19 protein-coding genes are annotated in these 17552 nt (G+C 67.8%); 10 read left to right on the top strand and 9 right to left on the bottom strand.

Annotated features, from left to right (window positions below; genetic code table 11):
• Positions 1-15 precede the first annotated feature (15 nt).
• Positions 16-717 (bottom strand): HD domain-containing protein, encoded by a 702-nt coding sequence (locus CHB65_RS01150; protein ID WP_179213550.1) that lies wholly within the window; start codon positions 715-717, stop codon positions 16-18.
• A gap of 130 nt (positions 718-847) precedes the next feature.
• Here CHB65_RS01150 and CHB65_RS01145 point away from each other — a divergent pair, with 130 nt between their 5' ends.
• Positions 848-1624, top strand: a complete 777-nt coding sequence (locus tag CHB65_RS01145; protein WP_089383206.1) for an alanyl-tRNA editing protein — start codon at positions 848-850, stop codon at positions 1622-1624.
• A gap of 71 nt (positions 1625-1695) precedes the next feature.
• Here the strand turns inward: CHB65_RS01145 and CHB65_RS01140 are convergent, their stop codons facing one another.
• The 3 genes from CHB65_RS01140 to CHB65_RS01130 form a co-directional block, all read right to left on the bottom strand.
• Positions 1696-2001 carry a PRC-barrel domain-containing protein gene (locus tag CHB65_RS01140; RefSeq protein WP_089383205.1) on the bottom strand — a complete coding sequence of 102 codons (306 nt, stop codon included), beginning with the start codon at positions 1999-2001 and terminating at the stop codon, positions 1696-1698.
• 113 nt (positions 2002-2114) lie between these two features.
• Positions 2115-4364: an LUD domain-containing protein gene (locus tag CHB65_RS01135; protein ID WP_089383204.1), complete on the bottom strand. Its 2250-nt coding sequence runs from the start codon at positions 4362-4364 to the stop codon at positions 2115-2117.
• Positions 4357-4902, bottom strand: a complete 546-nt coding sequence (locus CHB65_RS01130) for an LUD domain-containing protein (RefSeq protein ID WP_089383203.1) — start codon at positions 4900-4902, stop codon at positions 4357-4359. The genes CHB65_RS01135 and CHB65_RS01130 overlap by 8 nt, the downstream gene beginning before the upstream one ends.
• A 123-nt stretch (positions 4903-5025) precedes the next feature.
• Here CHB65_RS01130 and CHB65_RS01125 point away from each other — a divergent pair, with 123 nt between their 5' ends.
• A complete protein-coding gene (locus tag CHB65_RS01125) occupies positions 5026-8094 on the top strand; it encodes an FAD-binding and (Fe-S)-binding domain-containing protein (protein ID WP_089383202.1) in 3069 nt (1022 codons plus the stop codon).
• A gap of 85 nt (positions 8095-8179) precedes the next feature.
• Entirely contained in the window at positions 8180-8791 is a 612-nt protein-coding gene (locus tag CHB65_RS01120; RefSeq protein ID WP_089383201.1) for a translation initiation factor IF-2 subunit beta, read from the top strand.
• Between the two features lie 87 nt (positions 8792-8878).
• Here CHB65_RS01120 and CHB65_RS17980 read toward each other — a convergent pair whose 3' ends face one another.
• Entirely contained in the window at positions 8879-9256 is a 378-nt protein-coding gene (locus CHB65_RS17980) for a helix-hairpin-helix domain-containing protein (RefSeq protein WP_394335400.1), read from the bottom strand.
• On the opposite strand from CHB65_RS17980, the gene CHB65_RS01110 reads away from it, so the two are divergent.
• Positions 9255-9746, top strand: a complete 492-nt coding sequence (locus CHB65_RS01110; protein WP_089383199.1) for a metal-dependent hydrolase — start codon at positions 9255-9257, stop codon at positions 9744-9746. The two genes, CHB65_RS17980 and CHB65_RS01110, sit on opposite strands and share 2 nt — an antisense overlap.
• Before the next feature lie 171 nt (positions 9747-9917).
• Here CHB65_RS01110 and CHB65_RS01105 read toward each other — a convergent pair whose 3' ends face one another.
• Positions 9918-10343, bottom strand: coding sequence for an Hsp20/alpha crystallin family protein (locus tag CHB65_RS01105; protein ID WP_089383198.1), 426 nt, complete (start codon positions 10341-10343; stop codon positions 9918-9920).
• Between the two features lie 4 nt (positions 10344-10347).
• Complete coding sequence (locus CHB65_RS18050; RefSeq protein WP_449404550.1) at positions 10348-10503, bottom strand: DUF7559 family protein; 156 nt, start codon at positions 10501-10503, stop codon at positions 10348-10350.
• Positions 10504-10702: 199 nt separating this feature from the next.
• Here CHB65_RS18050 and CHB65_RS01100 point away from each other — a divergent pair, with 199 nt between their 5' ends.
• The 5 genes from CHB65_RS01100 to CHB65_RS01080 all read left to right on the top strand — a co-directional run bounded on the left by CHB65_RS01100 (position 10703) and on the right by CHB65_RS01080 (position 15182).
• Entirely contained in the window at positions 10703-11119 is a 417-nt protein-coding gene (locus CHB65_RS01100; protein ID WP_089383197.1) for an MPN domain-containing protein, read from the top strand.
• A gap of 111 nt (positions 11120-11230) precedes the next feature.
• A complete protein-coding gene (locus tag CHB65_RS01095; protein WP_089383196.1) occupies positions 11231-11560 on the top strand; it encodes a DUF5789 family protein in 330 nt (109 codons plus the stop codon).
• Positions 11561-11669: 109 nt separating this feature from the next.
• The gene (locus CHB65_RS01090) at positions 11670-13187 is read left to right on the top strand and encodes a COG1361 family protein (protein ID WP_179213549.1); all 1518 of its coding nucleotides are present in this window, start codon (positions 11670-11672) and stop codon (positions 13185-13187) included.
• The gene (locus CHB65_RS01085) at positions 13180-13944 is read left to right on the top strand and encodes an ABC transporter ATP-binding protein (protein ID WP_089383195.1); all 765 of its coding nucleotides are present in this window, start codon (positions 13180-13182) and stop codon (positions 13942-13944) included. Before CHB65_RS01090 ends, CHB65_RS01085 begins: the two co-directional genes overlap by 8 nt.
• A 137-nt stretch (positions 13945-14081) precedes the next feature.
• Positions 14082-15182: an ABC transporter permease gene (locus tag CHB65_RS01080; RefSeq protein WP_089383451.1), complete on the top strand. Its 1101-nt coding sequence runs from the start codon at positions 14082-14084 to the stop codon at positions 15180-15182.
• Between the two features lie 42 nt (positions 15183-15224).
• On the opposite strand, the gene CHB65_RS01075 is transcribed toward CHB65_RS01080, so the two are convergent.
• Positions 15225-15902 (bottom strand): metal-dependent hydrolase, encoded by a 678-nt coding sequence (locus CHB65_RS01075; RefSeq protein WP_089383194.1) that lies wholly within the window; start codon positions 15900-15902, stop codon positions 15225-15227.
• Positions 15903-16604 carry a hypothetical protein gene (locus CHB65_RS01070; RefSeq protein ID WP_089383193.1) on the bottom strand — a complete coding sequence of 234 codons (702 nt, stop codon included), beginning with the start codon at positions 16602-16604 and terminating at the stop codon, positions 15903-15905.
• A gap of 121 nt (positions 16605-16725) precedes the next feature.
• Between CHB65_RS01070 and CHB65_RS01065 the strand changes: the two genes are divergently transcribed.
• Complete coding sequence (locus tag CHB65_RS01065) at positions 16726-17412, top strand: metallophosphoesterase family protein (RefSeq protein ID WP_089383192.1); 687 nt, start codon at positions 16726-16728, stop codon at positions 17410-17412.
• Positions 17413-17552: the final 140 nt, after the last annotated feature.

Raw genomic sequence — 17552 nt, 5'->3', positions numbered from 1 at the left:
TTCGACCGATCCCGCTCACCGACCGTCGCGCGTCACGACCCCGTCGGTGGTCATCTCCGCGACCTCCTCCTCCAGCCACTCACGGAACCACTTCACGCGCTTGATCCGCTGATGGGCGATGCTGTCGGCGGTATCGGAGACGATCCGATCGGTGTGATCGCGGCCGCGCTGGAGCACCCGATCGACCATCTTGGCGGCGTCCATGTGCGTCCGGGACTCGTACCCCATCCGCAACAGCATGAGCGTCGCGCCGTTCGCGCCGACCTTGTCGAGGATGTCGGCCTCGATCAGACAGCGGCTTTCGAGCGGTACATCGTCCAGCTCGCCTGTGTAGGAGTGATCGACGATGGCCGCACACACCTCCTCGATGAACGACTCGGGGTAATTCGTGCGGCTTCGGAGGTACTCGCGGGCGACCCGCGCGCCCGCCTCCGCGTGCACCTCCTGGTCGGCCTCCAGTTTCGAGACGTCGTGGAACACGGCGGCGACCCGAACCACGTCGACGTCGGCGCCCTCGGCCTCCGCGATCTTCGTCGCCAGCGCGACGACGTTCAGGATGTGGTTGAACCGGTACTCCGCGGAGTGCCACGGGTACCACCGCATTCGCCCGCCGTCGTCCTCGTTCTCCACGCTTGCGGCGAGGTAATCGCGGACGAACCGTTGTATCTCCTCGAAATCCCGATCGCTCACCTCCGTTTCCTTAATCTCGACGCCCATGGGGACCACCTCTGGACGCGCAAAACTCGTAATTCATTATCGAAACGGACGGGCGTTTCGTTCTTAGTCGTTACGACGGGGCCGCGAGCGACCGACAACACGTAAGCGTCTGCCGACCGCTCCTCCGATCATGACCGACCGACTGCACCTCGCGGACGACTCCCTGCTCCGTTTCGAGGCGACCGTCGAGCGCGTCCTCGACGACCGCGTCGTCCTCGACCGAACCGCGTTCTACGCGACCGGCGGCGGACAGCCGCACGATACGGGGACGCTCCGCGTCGCCGAGGGCGACAACGGCGAGCCGATCTCCGAGGACCCCGTGTGGCGCGTCGTCGACGTCGAAAAGAAGGACACCGTCTACCACACCCTCGACGGCGACGCGCCCATCCCCGCTACCGGCACCCGCGTCGTCGGGGAGGTCGACGCCGAACGACGACGAAACCACTCCCGCTACCACACGGCCCAACACCTGCTCTCCGCGCTCCTGCTCTCCGAGTTCGACGCCCCGACGACCGGCAACCAGCTCTACGACGACCACGCCCACCTCGATGCCGCCTACGATCGGTTCGAGGCCGACGACCTCGACCGGATAGCGCGCCGCTTGAACGAACTCGTCGAGGAGGCACGGCCGGTGACGAGCTATACGATGGACCGCGAGACGGCCGAGGCGACCCTCGACACCGAGCGCACCCGATTGGACCTCCTTCCCGACTCGATCACCGAGCTTCGGATCGTCGAGATCGGCGGTCGCGACCCCGACGACGATCCCTACGACCAAACGGCCTGTGCGGGCACACACGTCGGCGACACCGCCGAGATCGGCGAGGTCGTGGTGACCGGACGGGAGACGAAGGGGGCCGACGAGGAACGGGTTCGGTTCGTCCTCGCCGACCATCTTGAGGAGTGATCGGGACGGATATCGAGAAGGGCCAGAGGGCCGCGGTACGGAGGGACGACCGTCGCCGCCGGCCGACCGCCTCAGACGCCCTGTTCCGGTTCGACCGGCTCGGACTCCTCGTCGCCGGTGTCGAGGCGCTCGATGATGTCGTTTATCAACACGACGTCACCGACCGCTCTGACCCAGCGATACGGGACGATGACGCCGACGTTGCGGTCGACACGACCCGCGAACAGTTCGGGGTTGAGCTCCGCGAGCGCGAGCCCGGTGACGGCGCGTGCGTCGAGGTCGAGGCGGACGTCCTCCACCTCGCCGACGAACACCCCGTTGTTCGAATACACCTCACGACCGACCAGCGACGTGATCTCCTCGGGCGGACCGTTCATACTCCATACGCTCACGAGCGCGCGTATTAAGCGTTCGTTGTCGGCAGACGTGCGTCCGACGCGTCCGACCGACCGCCGATGGCGTATCCGGCCGACCGCCGATGAACGGACGGCTACCGCGGCGCGATCAGCTCGACCGGGTGCCGGACGGAACTTCCGAGCAACGCATCCAGCTGCTCGCCGCAGGAGGTGCCCGCGGCGACGACGGTCCGGCCCGTCCCGCCGAACTGCTCGACGAGCGGCTCCCCGACGTCCATGCTCAATTCGTAATAGTCGGCCTTGTAGCCGAACGAGCCGGCCATCCCGCAACACTCCGTCTCGGAGACGAGCACGTCGTAGTCGAGCCGTTCGAGCACCGCCGTCGAATACTCGCCGACGCCGATCGTCCGCCCTTGACAGTGCGGGTGGTACGCGACCCCGCGCTCGGCGTCGAAGCCGGACGGCCCCCGGAGGGCCTCGGGCTCGCCGCCGTTCTCCAGCAGGCCGTAGACGTACTCCATCACGTCGTAGCTCGCGCCCGACAGCCGCTCGTGTGCGGCGTCGGCGAGGAACCGCTCGTACTCCCGGCGGAAGAGCGCGAGGTCGCTCGGCTCGATCACGACGACGTCGCGCCCGGCGTCGATCTCCTCGGCGAGGGCGGCGTAGACGTCGTGGGCGGCCTCCTCGGCGGTCGTGATCATCCCCTGCGAGAGCGGGGCGCGGCCCGCATCGGGGAGGGCCGGAACCCGGACGTGGACGTCGAGCGCCTCCAGCGCGCGCACCGTCGCCTTCCCGCGGCCGACGTTCGCGTAGTTCGTCGCCGTATCGGGGTAGACGATCGCCTCGCGGGTCGCCCGCTCGGGCGGCACCCGCGCCCCACCGCGTCGCTCGAACCAGTCGACGAACGACTCCCGCGAGAAACTCGGCAGCTCGCGACGACGGTCGATCCCCGTCACCCGCTCCAAGGCGGCCCGTGCCGGACCGAAGCTCGCGACGCGGTTGGCGACCGGCGCGGTGCGGCTCCCCCATTTCGCAAGCGTCGCGAAGTTGCCGACGAGCCGCGCGCCCACGTCGAGGCCGGCGGGCTCCTCGTCGGGGACCAACTCCTCGAAAACCCAGTCGAGCTGGCTCCGATCCGCCTCGCCGCGGTTCACCCGGTCGCGGACGACCGTGTTGATCCACGGGATGTCGATGCCGACCGGACAGGCGGGCACACATCGTGAACAGCCCGTACAGAGGTCGTTGAACTCGGCGGCGACGTCGAGCCCCTCGACGCCGGCCTCCCAGCCGGTCGCGATGCCGCCGGAGTAGGTCTCGCCGCCGAAGGCGTGGCCGCCGACGCTCTGGAAGTTGCCACACGAGTTCGCACAGGCCGAACAGCGGATGCAGTAGAGCGTCTCCGTTAATTCGGCGTCCTCACGCATCGCAAGCCGCCCGTTGTCGATCAACACGAGGTGGAACGCGCGGTCGTCGCTGTCGGTATCGCGGAGGGGCGCGTCGCCGTCCCCGAAATCGGGGACCGGCGAGTTTACCGGCGGGGTCAACACCGAGAGGTAGGAGGTGACGTCCTGTCCGGTCCCGGAGCGGCCGATGAGCTCCGCGAAGGGCGCGAAGTCCTCGACGCTCGGGACGAGCTTCTCTACCCCGGCGACGGCGACGTGGGTGTCGGTCGCGGCGACGGTTTTCCGCGCGTTCCCCTCGCTCGTGACGAGCAACATCGTTCCGGAGTCGGCGGCGATGAAGTTCGCGCCCGTCATCCCCAGCTCCGCGTCCTCCACCAGCTTCCCGAGCTCCTCGCGGGCGAAGTGGGTCAGCTCCTCGGCGGTTTCGAGCGGCTCGTCCGGCTCGAATCGCTCGTTGAACAGCTCGGCGATCCCCTCTCGGGATTTGTGGATCGCGGGCGCGACGATGTGTGAGGGGGCCTCGTCGGCGATCTGCAACACCCACTCGCCGAGGTCGGTCTCGACGACGTCGACCCCGTCGGCCGCGAGCGCCTCGTTGACCTCGATCTCCTCGGAGGTCATCGACTTCGATTTGATCGCCCGCTCGACCTCGCACTCGGCGGCGACCTCGCGAATGTAGCGGTTCGCATCGTCGGCGTCGTCGGCGACGTAGACGGTTCCGCCGTTGGCCTCGACGCTCGTTTTCACTTCCTCGATGAGTTCCGGCAGCCGGGCGATGGCGTCCTCCTTTATCTCCCGTGCCTCCGCTTTCAGCTCCTCGTAGTCGTCAAGTCGCCCGGTCGACTCGTATCGCCCGGCGTTGAACCCGCGCGTGTTCTCCGCGACCGCGTCGCCCTCCGTCGCCATCAGTTCGCGGATGCGTGCGGCCTTCGCCCCGCGCTTCTCGGTCGTTCCAGCCGAGTCGGCGGTTTCACTACTCATCGTCGGCCTCCGGCACATCGCCCGCATTGCTGTCCTCCTCCGAAAGCAACACCACGTGCACCTCCTTCGGCCCGTGTGCGCCCCGCACCAGCCCACCCATGTCGGCGGTCGCGCTCGGGCCGGTCGCGAGGATCACGTCGATGTCCTCCTCGCGGGCCCGCGGGCCGAGCCACGCGAACGCGTCGGCCATGCCGGGGACGATGTCGGCCTCCCGCATCACGACCACGTTGCGGTCGACGAAGAGGCTCACCGGCTCGGTACCCGCCCGATCGGATTCGATCGCGACGCTTCCGTAGGACGCGATCCCGAGCGCTCCCGCGGTGACTCCCGTGTGTGCCGCGCGCAACTCCTCGACGGTGGGGTTCATCTCGACCCGATCCGGCATCGTCGCGCCCGGAATATCGAGCGGTGTCCCGACGGCGGGGTCGCCGGCGGCCGCGTCGATGAGCGACGCGCACGCATCGGGCGTGCCCTCGCTCACGGCCACATCGAGCGAGTCGAGCCGATCGAGAAACGTCGCGGTGGTGCTCGCTTGCATGGTCGGACCTTCGACGGCCGCGACATTACTCTTTTGCCGGACGGCGTGGACTCAAGCGGGACACATCCGGCAGCCCACGGGTCGTTCCGGGAGCTTTTGATGATGGGGTCACGAGAGCCACCCATGGCAAGCCAGACCCCCGAGTCCGACCCGCGGACCGGGGCCGACTTCGATTATACGGGCGGGTCGATCGCGGACCCCGATCTCGTCTCGGCGTTGGAGGCGCGCATCGACGGCGACGTACGGTTTGACGACTACTCACGACGGCTCTATGCGACCGACGCCTCGGCGTACGAGATCACGCCCATCGGCGTCGTCTTCCCGGCGTCGACCGCCGATGTCGCGGCTGTTCAGGCGTACTGCTTCGCGGAAGGGATCCCGGTGTTGCCCCGCGGTGGGGGGACCTCACTTGCCGGGCAGACCGTCAACGAGGCGGTCGTGCTCGATCTCACGCGCCATCTCGACTCGATCGTGTCGTTCGACGCCGACGCCCGGACCGCCCGGGTGCAGGCCGGCGCGTACATCGGGGACCTCAACGCGGCGGTCGAACCGGACGGCCTGAAGTTCGCGCCGGATCCCGCGTGGCGTGATAAGTCGGCGCTCGGCGGGGCGATCGGCAACAACTCCACTGGCTCTCACTCGCTTAAATACGGCAAGACGGATCACTACATCGAGGAGGCCGAGGTCGTCCTCGCCGACGGCACCGTGACGACGTTCGGGGAGGTCGCCGTCGAGGACCTCCGCGACTCCGCCGATCCCGACGCGGACGACCTGCTCCCCCGTATCCATGCGGAGGTCGTCAGGGTCCTCGACGAGGAGGCTGACGCCATCGACGAACGGTTCCCGGCGTTGAAACGCAACGTCTCGGGATACAACTTCGACCGGCTGCTCGCGGAGGCCCGTGGTGAGTACGGCGAGCCCGGCGTCGTCAACCTCGCGCGGCTCATCGCCGGAAGCGAGGGGACGCTCGCGACGGTGACGGAAGCGACCGTCTCGCTCGTGGAGATCCCGGAGACCAAAGCGGTCGCCCTGTTGGCTTACGAGGACCTCCTCGACGCGATGGAGGACGTCGCGCCAGCGCTCGAACACGATCCGGCGGCCGTCGAGGTGATGGACGACGTGTTGTTGGACCTCGCCGCCGACACCGCCGAGTTCGGCGAACTGGTCGGGACGCTTCCGGAGGGAACCGACTCCGTGCTGCTCGTCGAGTTCTACGCCGAGAGCGACGCCGATGGCAAACGGAAGGTCGCGGACCTCATCGCCGACCGCGTCGGCGACGTGCTCGCGGACGGATCGTCGCCCGCGGCGAAGCCAAGCGAGGGTGCCGCGGGGACGACCACCCAGCCACGTCGGGCGTTCGCGGCGATGGAGGCACACGATCGGGCCGAACGCGACCGGTTCTGGAAGATGCGGAAATCCGGCCTCCCGATCCTGCTCTCTCGCACCTCGGACGCGAAACACATCTCGTTCATCGAGGACTGTGCGATCCCCCCGGAACACCTCCCGGAATACACCCGTGCGTTTCAGGAGATCCTCGCGGACAACGACACCTTCGCCACCTTCTACGCACACGCCGGCCCGGGGGTGCTTCACGTCCGCCCGCTCATCAACACGAAGGACGTCGCCGACGTCGACGCGATGGTCGACATCGCCGACCGCGTCACCGACGAGGTCGTCCGGCTCGGCGGGTCGGTCTCGGGCGAACACGGCGACGGCCGCGCACGCACCCAGTGGAACCGCAAGCTCTACGGCGACGACCTCTGGGGGGCGTTCCGCGAGCTCAAATCCGCCTTCGACCCGGACTGGCTGCTCAACCCCGGCAACGTCTGTGGCGAGTTCGACATGCGCGAGCACCTCCGATTCGATCCCGACTACACCCTCGACGTCGGCTTCGATCCCGCCCTCTCGTGGGACAACGAGAACGGGATGGAGGGTATGGTCGAACTCTGTCACGGCTGTGGTGGCTGCCGTGGTCCCCAGGAGACGACCGGCGGCGTCATGTGTCCGACGTTCCGGGCCGCCGAGGAGGAGATTCAGGCGACTCGCGGCCGGGCGAACTTGCTACGGGGAGCGATGTCGGGCGAGCTGCCGGCGGATCCCACGGACCCCGAGTTCGTCACGGAGGTGATGGACCTGTGTATCGGCTGTAAGGGCTGTGCGATGGACTGTCCGAGCGAGGTCGACATGGCGAAGCTCAAAGCCGAGGTGGAACACGCCCATCACGCCGAACACGGCGTCGACCTCCGGACCAGGATCCTCGGGCGGTTCGAGTCGCTCGCACCGATCGGATCGCGGCTCGCGCCGCTTTCGAACCTCGCGCCGAAGCTCCCCGGCGCGCGGGCGCTCATGGAGCGAACCCTCGGGATCGCGAGCGAGCGGAAGCTCCCGCAGTTCCGCTCGGAGAGCTTCGAGGATTGGTTCACGGCCCGCGGCGGCCCCGCGATCGAGCGGATCGACGCCGACCGGTCGGTCATGCTCTTTCCGGACGTCTACACGAACTACACGAACCCCGGGGCCGGCAAGGCGGCCGTCCGGGTGCTGGAGGCGGCGAACTGTCACGTCCGTGTCCCCGACGTGCGGGGAACCGGCCGCCCGCCGCACTCGAAGGGCCTGCTTGACGTGTCGCGGGCGACGGCACGGGAGACGGTCGAACGGCTCGTTCCCGATGTCGAGACGGGCTGGGACGTCGTCGTTGTTGAACCCTCCGACGCCGTCATGCTCCAGTCGGACTACCTCGATCTGCTCGCTGGCGACGCGAGCGACGTCCCCGACGCGGACGTCGAGGCGCTCGCGAACAACACCTACGGCGTGATGGAGTACGTCGACGCCTTCCGGCTGGACGAATCGCTCGCGTTCGGGGCCCCCGGCGAGCGGCTCACCTACCACGGCCACTGTCATCAGAAGGCGACGAAGAAGGACCATCACGCCGTCGGCGTCCTCCGACGGGCCGGCTACGGGGTCGACCCGCTCGATTCGACCTGCTGTGGGATGGCCGGCTCCTTCGGCTACGAGGCCGAACATTACGCGATGAGCAAGGCGATCGGTCGGGAGTTGTACGATCAGGTCGATGAGAGCGACGGCGACGCGGTCGTCGCGCCCGGGGCGTCCTGCCGGAGCCAACTCGAAGACCGCCACGGTGCGGCCGTCGAACCCGCTCATCCGGTGGAAAAGCTCGCCGCGGCGCTCCCGTAGCGGCCACCGAACCCGGTGATCGTTCGTCCGGCGCGCGACGGCGGAACCCGGAAGCGATTTCCGTCGCCCGGTCGTTTCCACGCACATGGATTACGAAGCGAGTCTCGACCGCGCGATGGAGGAGGTGCCCGACCTGGCTGGCTCCGACGAGCGGCTCTCCGTCCCGGACCCCGAAGCACAGAAGGACGGGGCGTTCACCCGACTGACCAACCTCGCGGCCATCGCCGACGCGTTGAGCCGTGACCCTGAACACGTCCACTCGAAGATCCAACAGGAGCTCGGGACGGCCGGCCAGTACGAGTCCGGTCGCGCCCGCTACAACGGGAACTTCCGCGAGCGCGACTTTCAGGCGGCCGTCGACTCCTACATCGCCGCCTACGTCACCTGTTCGGAGTGTGGGCTGCCCGACACCCGTCTGGAGACGGAGAACCGGACGCCGATGCTGCGCTGTGAGGCGTGTGGCGCGTTCCGTCCCGTCGCGAAACAACAGCAGACGAGCAGCCACCGCCAGGCGGACACGATCGAGTCCGGCCGGACCTACGAACTCGAGATCGTCGGCACGGGCCGCAAAGGTGACGGCGTCGCCGAACGCGGCGAGTACACCATCTTCGTACCGGGCGCACAGGAGGGCGAGACCGTCCGGGCGTATATCAAGAACGTCTCGGGCAACCTCGCGTTCGCGCGCCGCGAGAGCTAACGCTTTCTGCTCCGGTGGCGAGATTCATCTCCGACACGGGATCCATGCTGCATACAGGGGGCATGCTCAACACGCGATTCCGAGGAGTCACCTTGCCGACCGTCGTATCTCCTGAGCACGCACCTTCCCGATCCCTGTGACCCTCGTCAGTTCGTCGTGATCCGCCGCGGCCACTGCATCGATAGCGTCGACCCCGTGTGATCGTAAACGACGGGGTTCTCTCCTCGAAGAAAGATAGGCCAGATCCTCCGCGAAAAGGTCCTCTATCGTTTGTCGTGTGACTTCACTCAGCGATCCGAGCGTAGTGACCACCCGTGACAACAGGACAACGGTCACGTACGCGCTGTTCGACCGGACGCGCGGATGCGTGAGTGGCTTGATTTCGGATGTCGGCGCATCGGTTCCGAAGCGATGGGACGGTGGAAACCGGATCACTTGAGCCGATCGCGTTCGAGGGGTCCACATGAACAAACGCGGACACGTGCTCAACGGGCTGCTGCTCGCGATCGGGATCGGGTTCGTCCTCGAACCGGGCGTCGACCTCGACACCGCGACGAAGATCGCCCAGATCACGGTCCCGATCGTCCTCGGCGCGCTCTTTCCCGACGTGGACACCGCCTTCGGCCGGCACCGGAAGACGCTCCACAGCCTGCCGGTGCTGGCGATCTTCATCGCCTATCCGATCCTCTTCGATAACCTCCATTTCGTCTGGATCGGCGTGCTCACCCACTACCTCCTCGACCTCCTCGGGAGCCGCCGGGGGCTCGCGCTGTTCCACCCGCTCACGGATAAGGAGTTCTCGCTCCCGTTCGGCGTGACGACGAGCAGCAAGTACGCCGACCTCGTAACCGTGATCATCACGGCCGTGGAGATCGCGCTCTTCTGGGCGGTCCACACCTACGTCGTCGAGCTCGACGCCGACATCTCCGGAGCGGCAGCCGGATTCGGGGTGTAGCGATCCGGGTGACTCCATGACCGATATATAAACCGGGACGGATCCGAATCCGCCGGGTATAAAAACTAGGACGGAGCCGAATCCGCCGATTCGAAACGGCGGAACGGGATCGTTATCTGCTTTATCCGTAGTGATGACGGCTTCGCCCCGTCGCGTCTCGATCGCGGACGATCAGTCGTCCTCGTCGTCCTGTTCGACGACGCTGACGTCGGTTGCGGTCTCGTCTTTGGGGATCTCGACCTCCAGGGTGCCGTTCCGGGTGAGCGTCGCGTTCGCGCCACGGGGGGTGACGTCGGCGTCGCGTGGGAGGGTCACGCTCCCCGAGAGGGTCACCCCGCGACCGGGGAAGATCATCTCGAAGCCGTCGTAGAACTCCCGGTAGCGGTCGAGCCGCACCTCGATGGTGTGATCGAGGAACTTCACCTGGACGTCCTCCCCGCGGACGCCGGGCGCATCGAAGACGACGAGATAAGCCTCCTCGCCCTCGAGCAGGTCCGAGGACAGGGGTCGTCGCTCCTGCATCCGACTCCAGCCGCGGCCGACCCGTTCGAGCGCGCTTCGGAACGCCGACCGGCCCGCCTCGACGAATTTCACCACGACCTCACACCTCGATCAGTGACAGTTGATCGTCGCCACAGTACGGACAGGAGAGGTCCTCGACGGAGTGGTCGTCCGGCACGTCGTAGGTATAATGATTCTCGAACATATCGAGGGCGCAATCGGAGCGTTCACATTTGATCTCCTTGGTCGCGGGCATATATCGAGACATTGGACCGGCGTCGGCTTAAACGACGTGGGAACCAGCCCGGCGCTCGCTTGACTGACCGGTCGGGACGCAGCCTGCAGTCCAGCGGATGGGCCCGCTTACGCTTCTCACACGGCCCGCTTACGCTTCTCACAGGACCCGCTTGCGCTTCTTACCCGTCCTTTTATTCCGTGGCCACGTACGGCCGTCCGTGATCTACATCACTCGCGATCTGCTGACGGTCCTTCTCGATCACGCCGCCGAGCGGTCGCCGGCATCGGTGAACCTGCAGCTCTCCGCGACGCCCGCCGGCGAGTTCGACGCGAACCTGGGCCTCCCGCCGGAGACGCCGGTGATCACGCATTTCACCCTCTCGGAGGTCGGCCGCTCGGTGAACGCGGTCTTCGGCGTCGATCTGGGGACGCCAGCCGGCCGCGGCCGGGCCCGATTTCTCTCGCATCCGGACGGGTTCCTCGGCGTCTCAGAGACCGACGACCTCGCGGCGGTGATGGTGGTTACGGTCCCACCGTACGACGACGACCACGTCGCGGCCTTCGATCGAAGCGGCGAGGGCATCGAACTGGTCGTGCTGGACGCCGTCCCGCCGGAGGAGTCCGTTCCGGAGTGAGTTCGCGGGGCCGAAACGAGTTGGATGGGGGCTCCACCTGGGGTGATCGGAAAGAACCGACCCGAGGACGAGCACGGGGCTTAAATACGGGCGGGGGAGTACGACTGCGTGATGGCAGCACGTCCACCCGGTGGTGGCGACGACACGTCCGAGCCGGAGGCGATCGAGTTCGGCATCGCCGCGCTCGATGCGCGATTGGACGAGGCGGACGTGTCGTTTCCCGCGACCGATGCGGAGATCGTCCGGGCGCTCGGCGACCCAAAGATCCCATACGACGCAAAGGGTCGGTCGATGTCGCTCGCGGACGCGTTCGATCGGATCGAGAAGTCACGCTTCGAGAACGAGACCGAGTTACTCGACGCGCTCTATCCAGTCTTCGATGAGGCGCGACAACAGACCGGCGGGTTCTTCCGGGGGATCCGCGACGCCCTGCCCTTTTAAGCCGAACGTCGCCCGCCCCGGTCGGCCGACACCATATCCGTAGCCGCTCCGGTCGAGGAACGTCACGACCCGCGACGGATATATCCCCGGTGACCCCCTGAAACAAGTAATGAAACCCTCCGCGCGAACGGCCATCGCGCTTATCGGCTGTCTGATGCTCGCGGTCGCGGTCGGTGCCGTTACGGGCGTCCCCGATGCACGGATCACGATCGACGAGCTCGACGCGAGCCCGGGTGAGCCGGTCGTCGGCGAGCGACTGACGGTCAACGCCACGGTGGCGAACTCCGCGGGAAGCCCCGCCGCCGCGAACGTGGACGAGGTTCGCCTCCTCGATGAGGACGGCGTGGTTCGGGATACGGCCGCCTCGCCCGGCGCGCTCTCCCCCGGCGACGACCTCGATATCGCCGTGCAGACGCGGTTCAGCGAGCCCGGCGAGCGACGCCTAACCCTGGAGGTGATCGCCGAGGAGCCCGATGAGGACGGGGAGGCGGACGAGACGGTCCGGATCGAACGCGAGATCGTCGTCGACGTCCAGCCGGCCGACATCGACGTGGACATCAGGGCGCGCGCGCTCGCGGACGACGAGTTGCGGCCGGACGACGAGGACGAGGGGGTTGACGTCGGCGGCATCGACGGGATCATCGGCGGCGGGGGCGGCGGCCTCGACGCCGGCGACGCCGAGGAGATGCGCGAGGCGATGGACTCGCCGGTCGCCGTCACCGTCGTCAACGTCGGAAGCGTCCCCGCCGAGCGGGTCCACGTGACGGCCGTCGGGGATCCGCTCGGCGAGGCGTCGCTCGTCGACGGACCCGTCGACCTCGAGTCGACGCCGTTCGTCGTCGAGGACGTCGCCCCCGGCGAGGAGCGCCAAGTCATCGTCGACCTCGGCCCGGTCGATCGCCGGGCGAACGTCACGTTGACGGCGACGTATGACACCGCGGGGCCGGCTGACGGGGACGCCATCGACGAGGGCGCACTCGTGGACCGCGCGGACGCGCTGGCGACCGAGCGGACCGTCGAGACGACGCTCGCGTATCCGCCCCGGGACGGCGACCCCGTGGTGACTGACGCCGAGGTGACGCGTCTCGAGGGCGACGACGCGGGCGAGGAGGCCAGCATCGGGATCGACGCCACCGTCGGAAACGTCGGCGACCGATCGATCGAAAGCGTGGTCGTGAGCGTCGACGACGGGGACGGGATCGTGACGCCCACGCCCGCCGGCGGGGAGTACTTCGTCGGGCCCGTGGGCGACGGCGAGTTCGTCCCGTTCGAGTTGGAGACGCGCGCGAACGTCACCGCGACGGAGACGGTTCCGATCCGGATCGAATATACGGACCGCGGCGTGCGGTACGTCGAAACCGTCGAGGTCGACCTCGCTGACGCGACGGGCGACGGGACGGGGGCCGGGATGACCGGAACGCTCGGTACCGCAGGCGGGTCCGGCGTTCTCGGGGCGGTGGGAACGACCGGCGGGGTCGCGCTCGCGCTCGTCGGCGTCCTCGGCGCAACGGCCGCCGGCGCGGTCCTTCGTCGACGGGGGGAACCGAATGGGACGGAGGGAGACGAGAGCATGAAGGATCCGGATGGTGCGGACGGTCCGAAGGGACCGGACAGCGGGGATGTATAGCCTCGAACTGCGGGACGTATATAAGCAGTACGCGGGGGGTGTCGACCCGGTGGTGGCGCTCGCAGGCGTCGACTTCGCGGTCGAGCCGGGCGAGTTCGTCGCGGTCATCGGGCCGAGCGGCTCCGGGAAATCGACGCTTTTGAACGTCTGTGGGCTGCTCGATGACCCAACCGACGGACGGCGGCTGATCGACGGAACCGACGTGACGGACCTCTCCGAACGGGAACGAACCGCGGCACGAAAGGAGTCGATCGGCTTCGTCTTTCAGGACTTCCACCTGATTCCGACGCTCTCGGCGGTCGAAAACGTCGCGCTGCCGACCGCGTTCGACCCCGGGGACGCGACCGACCGGGCCGCCGCGCTCCTCGACCGGTTCGGCCTCGGCGACCGGCTCGATCACGACCCGACGGAGCTGTCGGGCGGGCAGAAACAACGGGTCGCGATCGCCCGGTCGCTGATAAACGAACCCGACGTGTTGCTCGCGGACGAGCCGACCGGCAACCTCGACACCGAGACGGGCGAGGCGATCCTGGGCGAGTTCGAGCGGGTGCGTGCGGACGGCGTCGCCGTCGTCGCCGTGACTCACGATGAACTCGTCGAGGAGTACGCGGATCGGGTGGTCGAGCTTACCGACGGCGTGCTCTCGGGTGGGGTCCGGACGGACGGCACTGATGACACCGATGGGGCCGCCGAGGACGACGCCGAAGCAACCGAGCCCGATTCCCCCTGGCTCGCCGGCGACGGGGGCGAGCCGTGACGGGACGCGACGCCGACGGGCGGGGCTTCGGCGGCTCCGACGGCTTCAGTGGCTCCGGCGACTCCAACGGCTCTAACGGCTCCAACGGCTCCGACGGCTCCTGGCGACCCGCCCCCTCCTGGCGGCCGGCGATCGCGATGGCCGCGCGCAACCTCCGACGGAACCGGGTTCGCACGGTGCTCGCGGTGCTCGGCGTCTGTATCGGCGTGCTCGCGGTGGCGACGCTCGGGATCTTCGGCAACGTCCTCGCGCTCGGGGCCGACGACGCCATCGGCGACGTGGGAACCCAGATCGTCCTCTCGCCGAACGCCGACGCGGGCATCGAGTCGATCTCGGATGCCGACGTCGCCGAGATACGACGTGCGGTGGGCGAGCCCGCGGTCGTTCCGTTATATACCGACGGCGCGCTGGTCTCCGGGCCGACCGAACAGACGTTCACGACGGTCTACGGCGTCGAGGAACCGGCGCTGGCGTTCGAGGCCGAGGAGGGTCGCCTCCCCGAGCGACACAGACAGGGCGCGATCGTCGGTGCCGGGGTGGCCGAGGACCTCGGGGTCGACGTGGGCGACACCGTCGAGATCGAGGGGGCACAGATCCGTATCGTCGCCGTACTGGCGGAGACACAGACGTTCAGCCCGGTCGCCCCCGACGACGCTGTGTTCCTCCCCGAGTCCGCGTTCGTCGCGGACGGCTACGATCAGGTGCTCGTCGTCTCGGAATCCGGCGGGGAGGCCCGCGAGGCCGCCGAGTCGATCCGGGAGTCGGTGAACGCCCGCGAGGACCGCGTCGACATCTTCGAGTTGGCCGCGCTCGTCGACGAGATCGACGAGTTCTTCGACCTCCTCGGGACGTTCCTGCTCGGGCTGGGCGGGATCTCGCTCGTCGTCGCCGGCGTCTCGATCCTCAACGTCATGCTGATGAGCACGGTCGAACGTCGCCAGGAGATCGGCGTGATGCGTGCGGTCGGCGTCCGCCGACGGGATGTCCTCCGGGTGCTCCTCGCGGAGGCCGGACTCATCGGTGCGGCGGGGGCGGTTCTCGGAACCGTGTTGACGGCGCTCATCGTCGTCGCCTTCCTGTTCGCGACCCCGGCGGAGACGGCGGTCGTCCTCGATCCCACGAACGGCTACTACCTCCTGCTCGCGCTGGGCTTCGGCGTCGGGGTCGGTATCGTGAGCGGGGCGTATCCGGCGTGGAAGGCGGCGAACGAGCGACCGGTCGAGGCGCTTCGGGACTGAGGGCGTCGAAGGGAACTCACGAGCGGGACGACGAGGGCCGACTCACTCCTCCGCGGGCAGATCCGCTTGAAACCGACGCGCGACGACGACGAAGACGCCGACGAGGACCAGATACAGCCGCCAGCCACGTTGGGCGATCGGGAACCGGCGATCAACGGGTTCGTCCGACGGCGTGTCGGTCGCAGCATCCGGCTCGACCGGATTGGAAACGTGTACCGACTCCGTCGTTCCCGTGCCGCCGGCGTCCACGGTGGTCTCACCCGATTCGGGGTCGGCGGCGATCTCAACGAACGTCTGTGTGAGGCCCTCCGTCGTCGAGAGGTACAGCTCACCCTCCAGCCGGAAGAACTCGTCATGAATAGGCCAGAACATGTTGATCCCCTCCAGATGCGCCCAGTCGAGAAAGAGGTGGGCGAAAACGTGCGCGAAGAGTCCGACCCACGCGACGCGAACGCCCCAGTCGTCGAAGCGGTCGCGAAGCGCCGAGCGGTCCCGCAGGCGTGTATCATACAACAGGAGGAGCGCGATGGCGACGGGGAAGACGACGTTGTGACCGACCGTTCGGTGCGCGCCGGGCATGATCGGGCCGAGCAGGGTGTCGATTTCGGGAATGACGATGATGACGAGGACGACCGCGAGCGCTTTCCGGTCATACGCGTTCGCGAGCAGACCGGCCGCGAGGAGGAGCGCGAATCCGGCGTGGACGACTGTCGAGGGCATCTACGGTTCACCCCCGGCGGTGTGATCGTCGGCGTTTCTTCGCCGGCCCCCGCGGAGCGCATCCTCAAGGAATCGAACGGCGAGGAGACAGGTCGCGGCGGCGACGACGACCGCCTGCCAGCCGGTGCGAACGAAATACAGCTCCCGTTCCGCATCGGGCGTCGTTCCGGGTCCGGGCTCGGGATTCACCCACGTCGGCACGAAGTACGTCTCCGTCGTTCCCGGACTGTACAGCGGGAGGATCCCCGGGCCCTCCGAGTCGAGCGCGAGGAACGTCTGGACGACCCCCTCCTGGGTCGAAAAGAGCAGCCGGCCCTGTACGAGATAGTAGGCGTCGTGAACCGGATAGAGCAGATTCGCGCCCGCAAGGCCGAACAGCTCCGGTGCGATGCCGGCGACGGCGAAGGCGGCGAGCGCGACCCACGCGACACGCACCCCGTAGGCACCGTATCGCCTCCGGAGCCAGGAACGCTTCCTGTGGGTCACGTCCCAATAGAGCAGCGCGGCGAAGCCGAGCGGGATCCAGACGTTGTGAAACAGGGCGTTCGTCGCGCCGGGAACCGCGAGGCTCACGACTGCATCGAGGTCGGGAGCTATCGCGGCACCGACGACGATCGCCACGGACCGGCGGTCGAAGGCCGCCCCGAGCAGCGCGGCCGCGAGCAGCGCCCCGAGCGCCGCGTTGACGAGTGTCGGGGCCATACCGATCCCCTGCCGGTACGTGCCGATAAGTGTAGCGTCGGTCGTGGGACTGGGTTTCTGAATGGGCCGCCACCGACACCGCCATCTATTCAGGTGGCGCGCGCCCACCCGCTCATAAGCGATGCAGATCGGCCTCATCTCCGATATCCATGCGAACCTTCCGGCGCTCGAAGCCGTGCTTACGGACATGCCGCCGGTCGACCGGATCGTCTGTGCTGGCGACGTTGTCGGCTACAACCCCTGGCCGGCCGAGTGCGTCTCGCGGGTGCGGGAGGTCGCCGACGCCACCGTGCAGGGCAACCACGATGCGACCGTCGAGACGCCGGAGAGATATCGGGCGAACCGAATGGCCGAGGCCGGGTTGGCGTACGCCAAAGCGACCCTCGATAGCGAGGCGCTCGCGTGGCTCCGCGACCTCCCGCGAACCGTGACGGTCGTCGACGGACGATACCTCATCGTCCACTCACATCCCGCCCCCGAGCGGGACGGGATGTACGTCTATCCCGAGTCGTTTTCGACGCTCGACAGGTATCTCGACGGATACGACGGGGTCGTCCTTGGCCACACCCACGTGCAGGCGAGCGAACGGATACGGACCGAGGGAGGCGGCGAGGCGCTCGTGATCAACCCCGGAAGCGTCGGCCAGCCCCGCGACGGCGACCCGGATGCGGCCTACGCCGTCCTCGATCCCGAACGGGATACCGTCGACCTCCGGCGGGTCGCCTACGACGTCGATCGCGTCGTCGAGGCGGTCGCCGAGACCGGGTTACCCAAAGAGACGGCCGAGCGGCTCTCTACGGGGAGATAAGCGCGGTGAGCGTCTCGCGTTAAGTGGGCTTAATCCGCGTAAACGGTGTCGATCATATAGGGACGGCCGGGCCCTCCTCACGAGCGATGTTCATCAAGACACAAGGCGGATACCTCGGGGCTTGACCCCGAGGAGGAAGC

It is taken from the genome of Halorubrum vacuolatum, from assembly GCF_900188065.1.
Lineage (GTDB): Archaea > Halobacteriota > Halobacteria > Halobacteriales > Haloferacaceae > Halorubrum > Halorubrum vacuolatum.
Note: the sequence above shows the minus strand (reverse complement) of the source record. Positions and strands in the feature narration are given on the sequence as shown.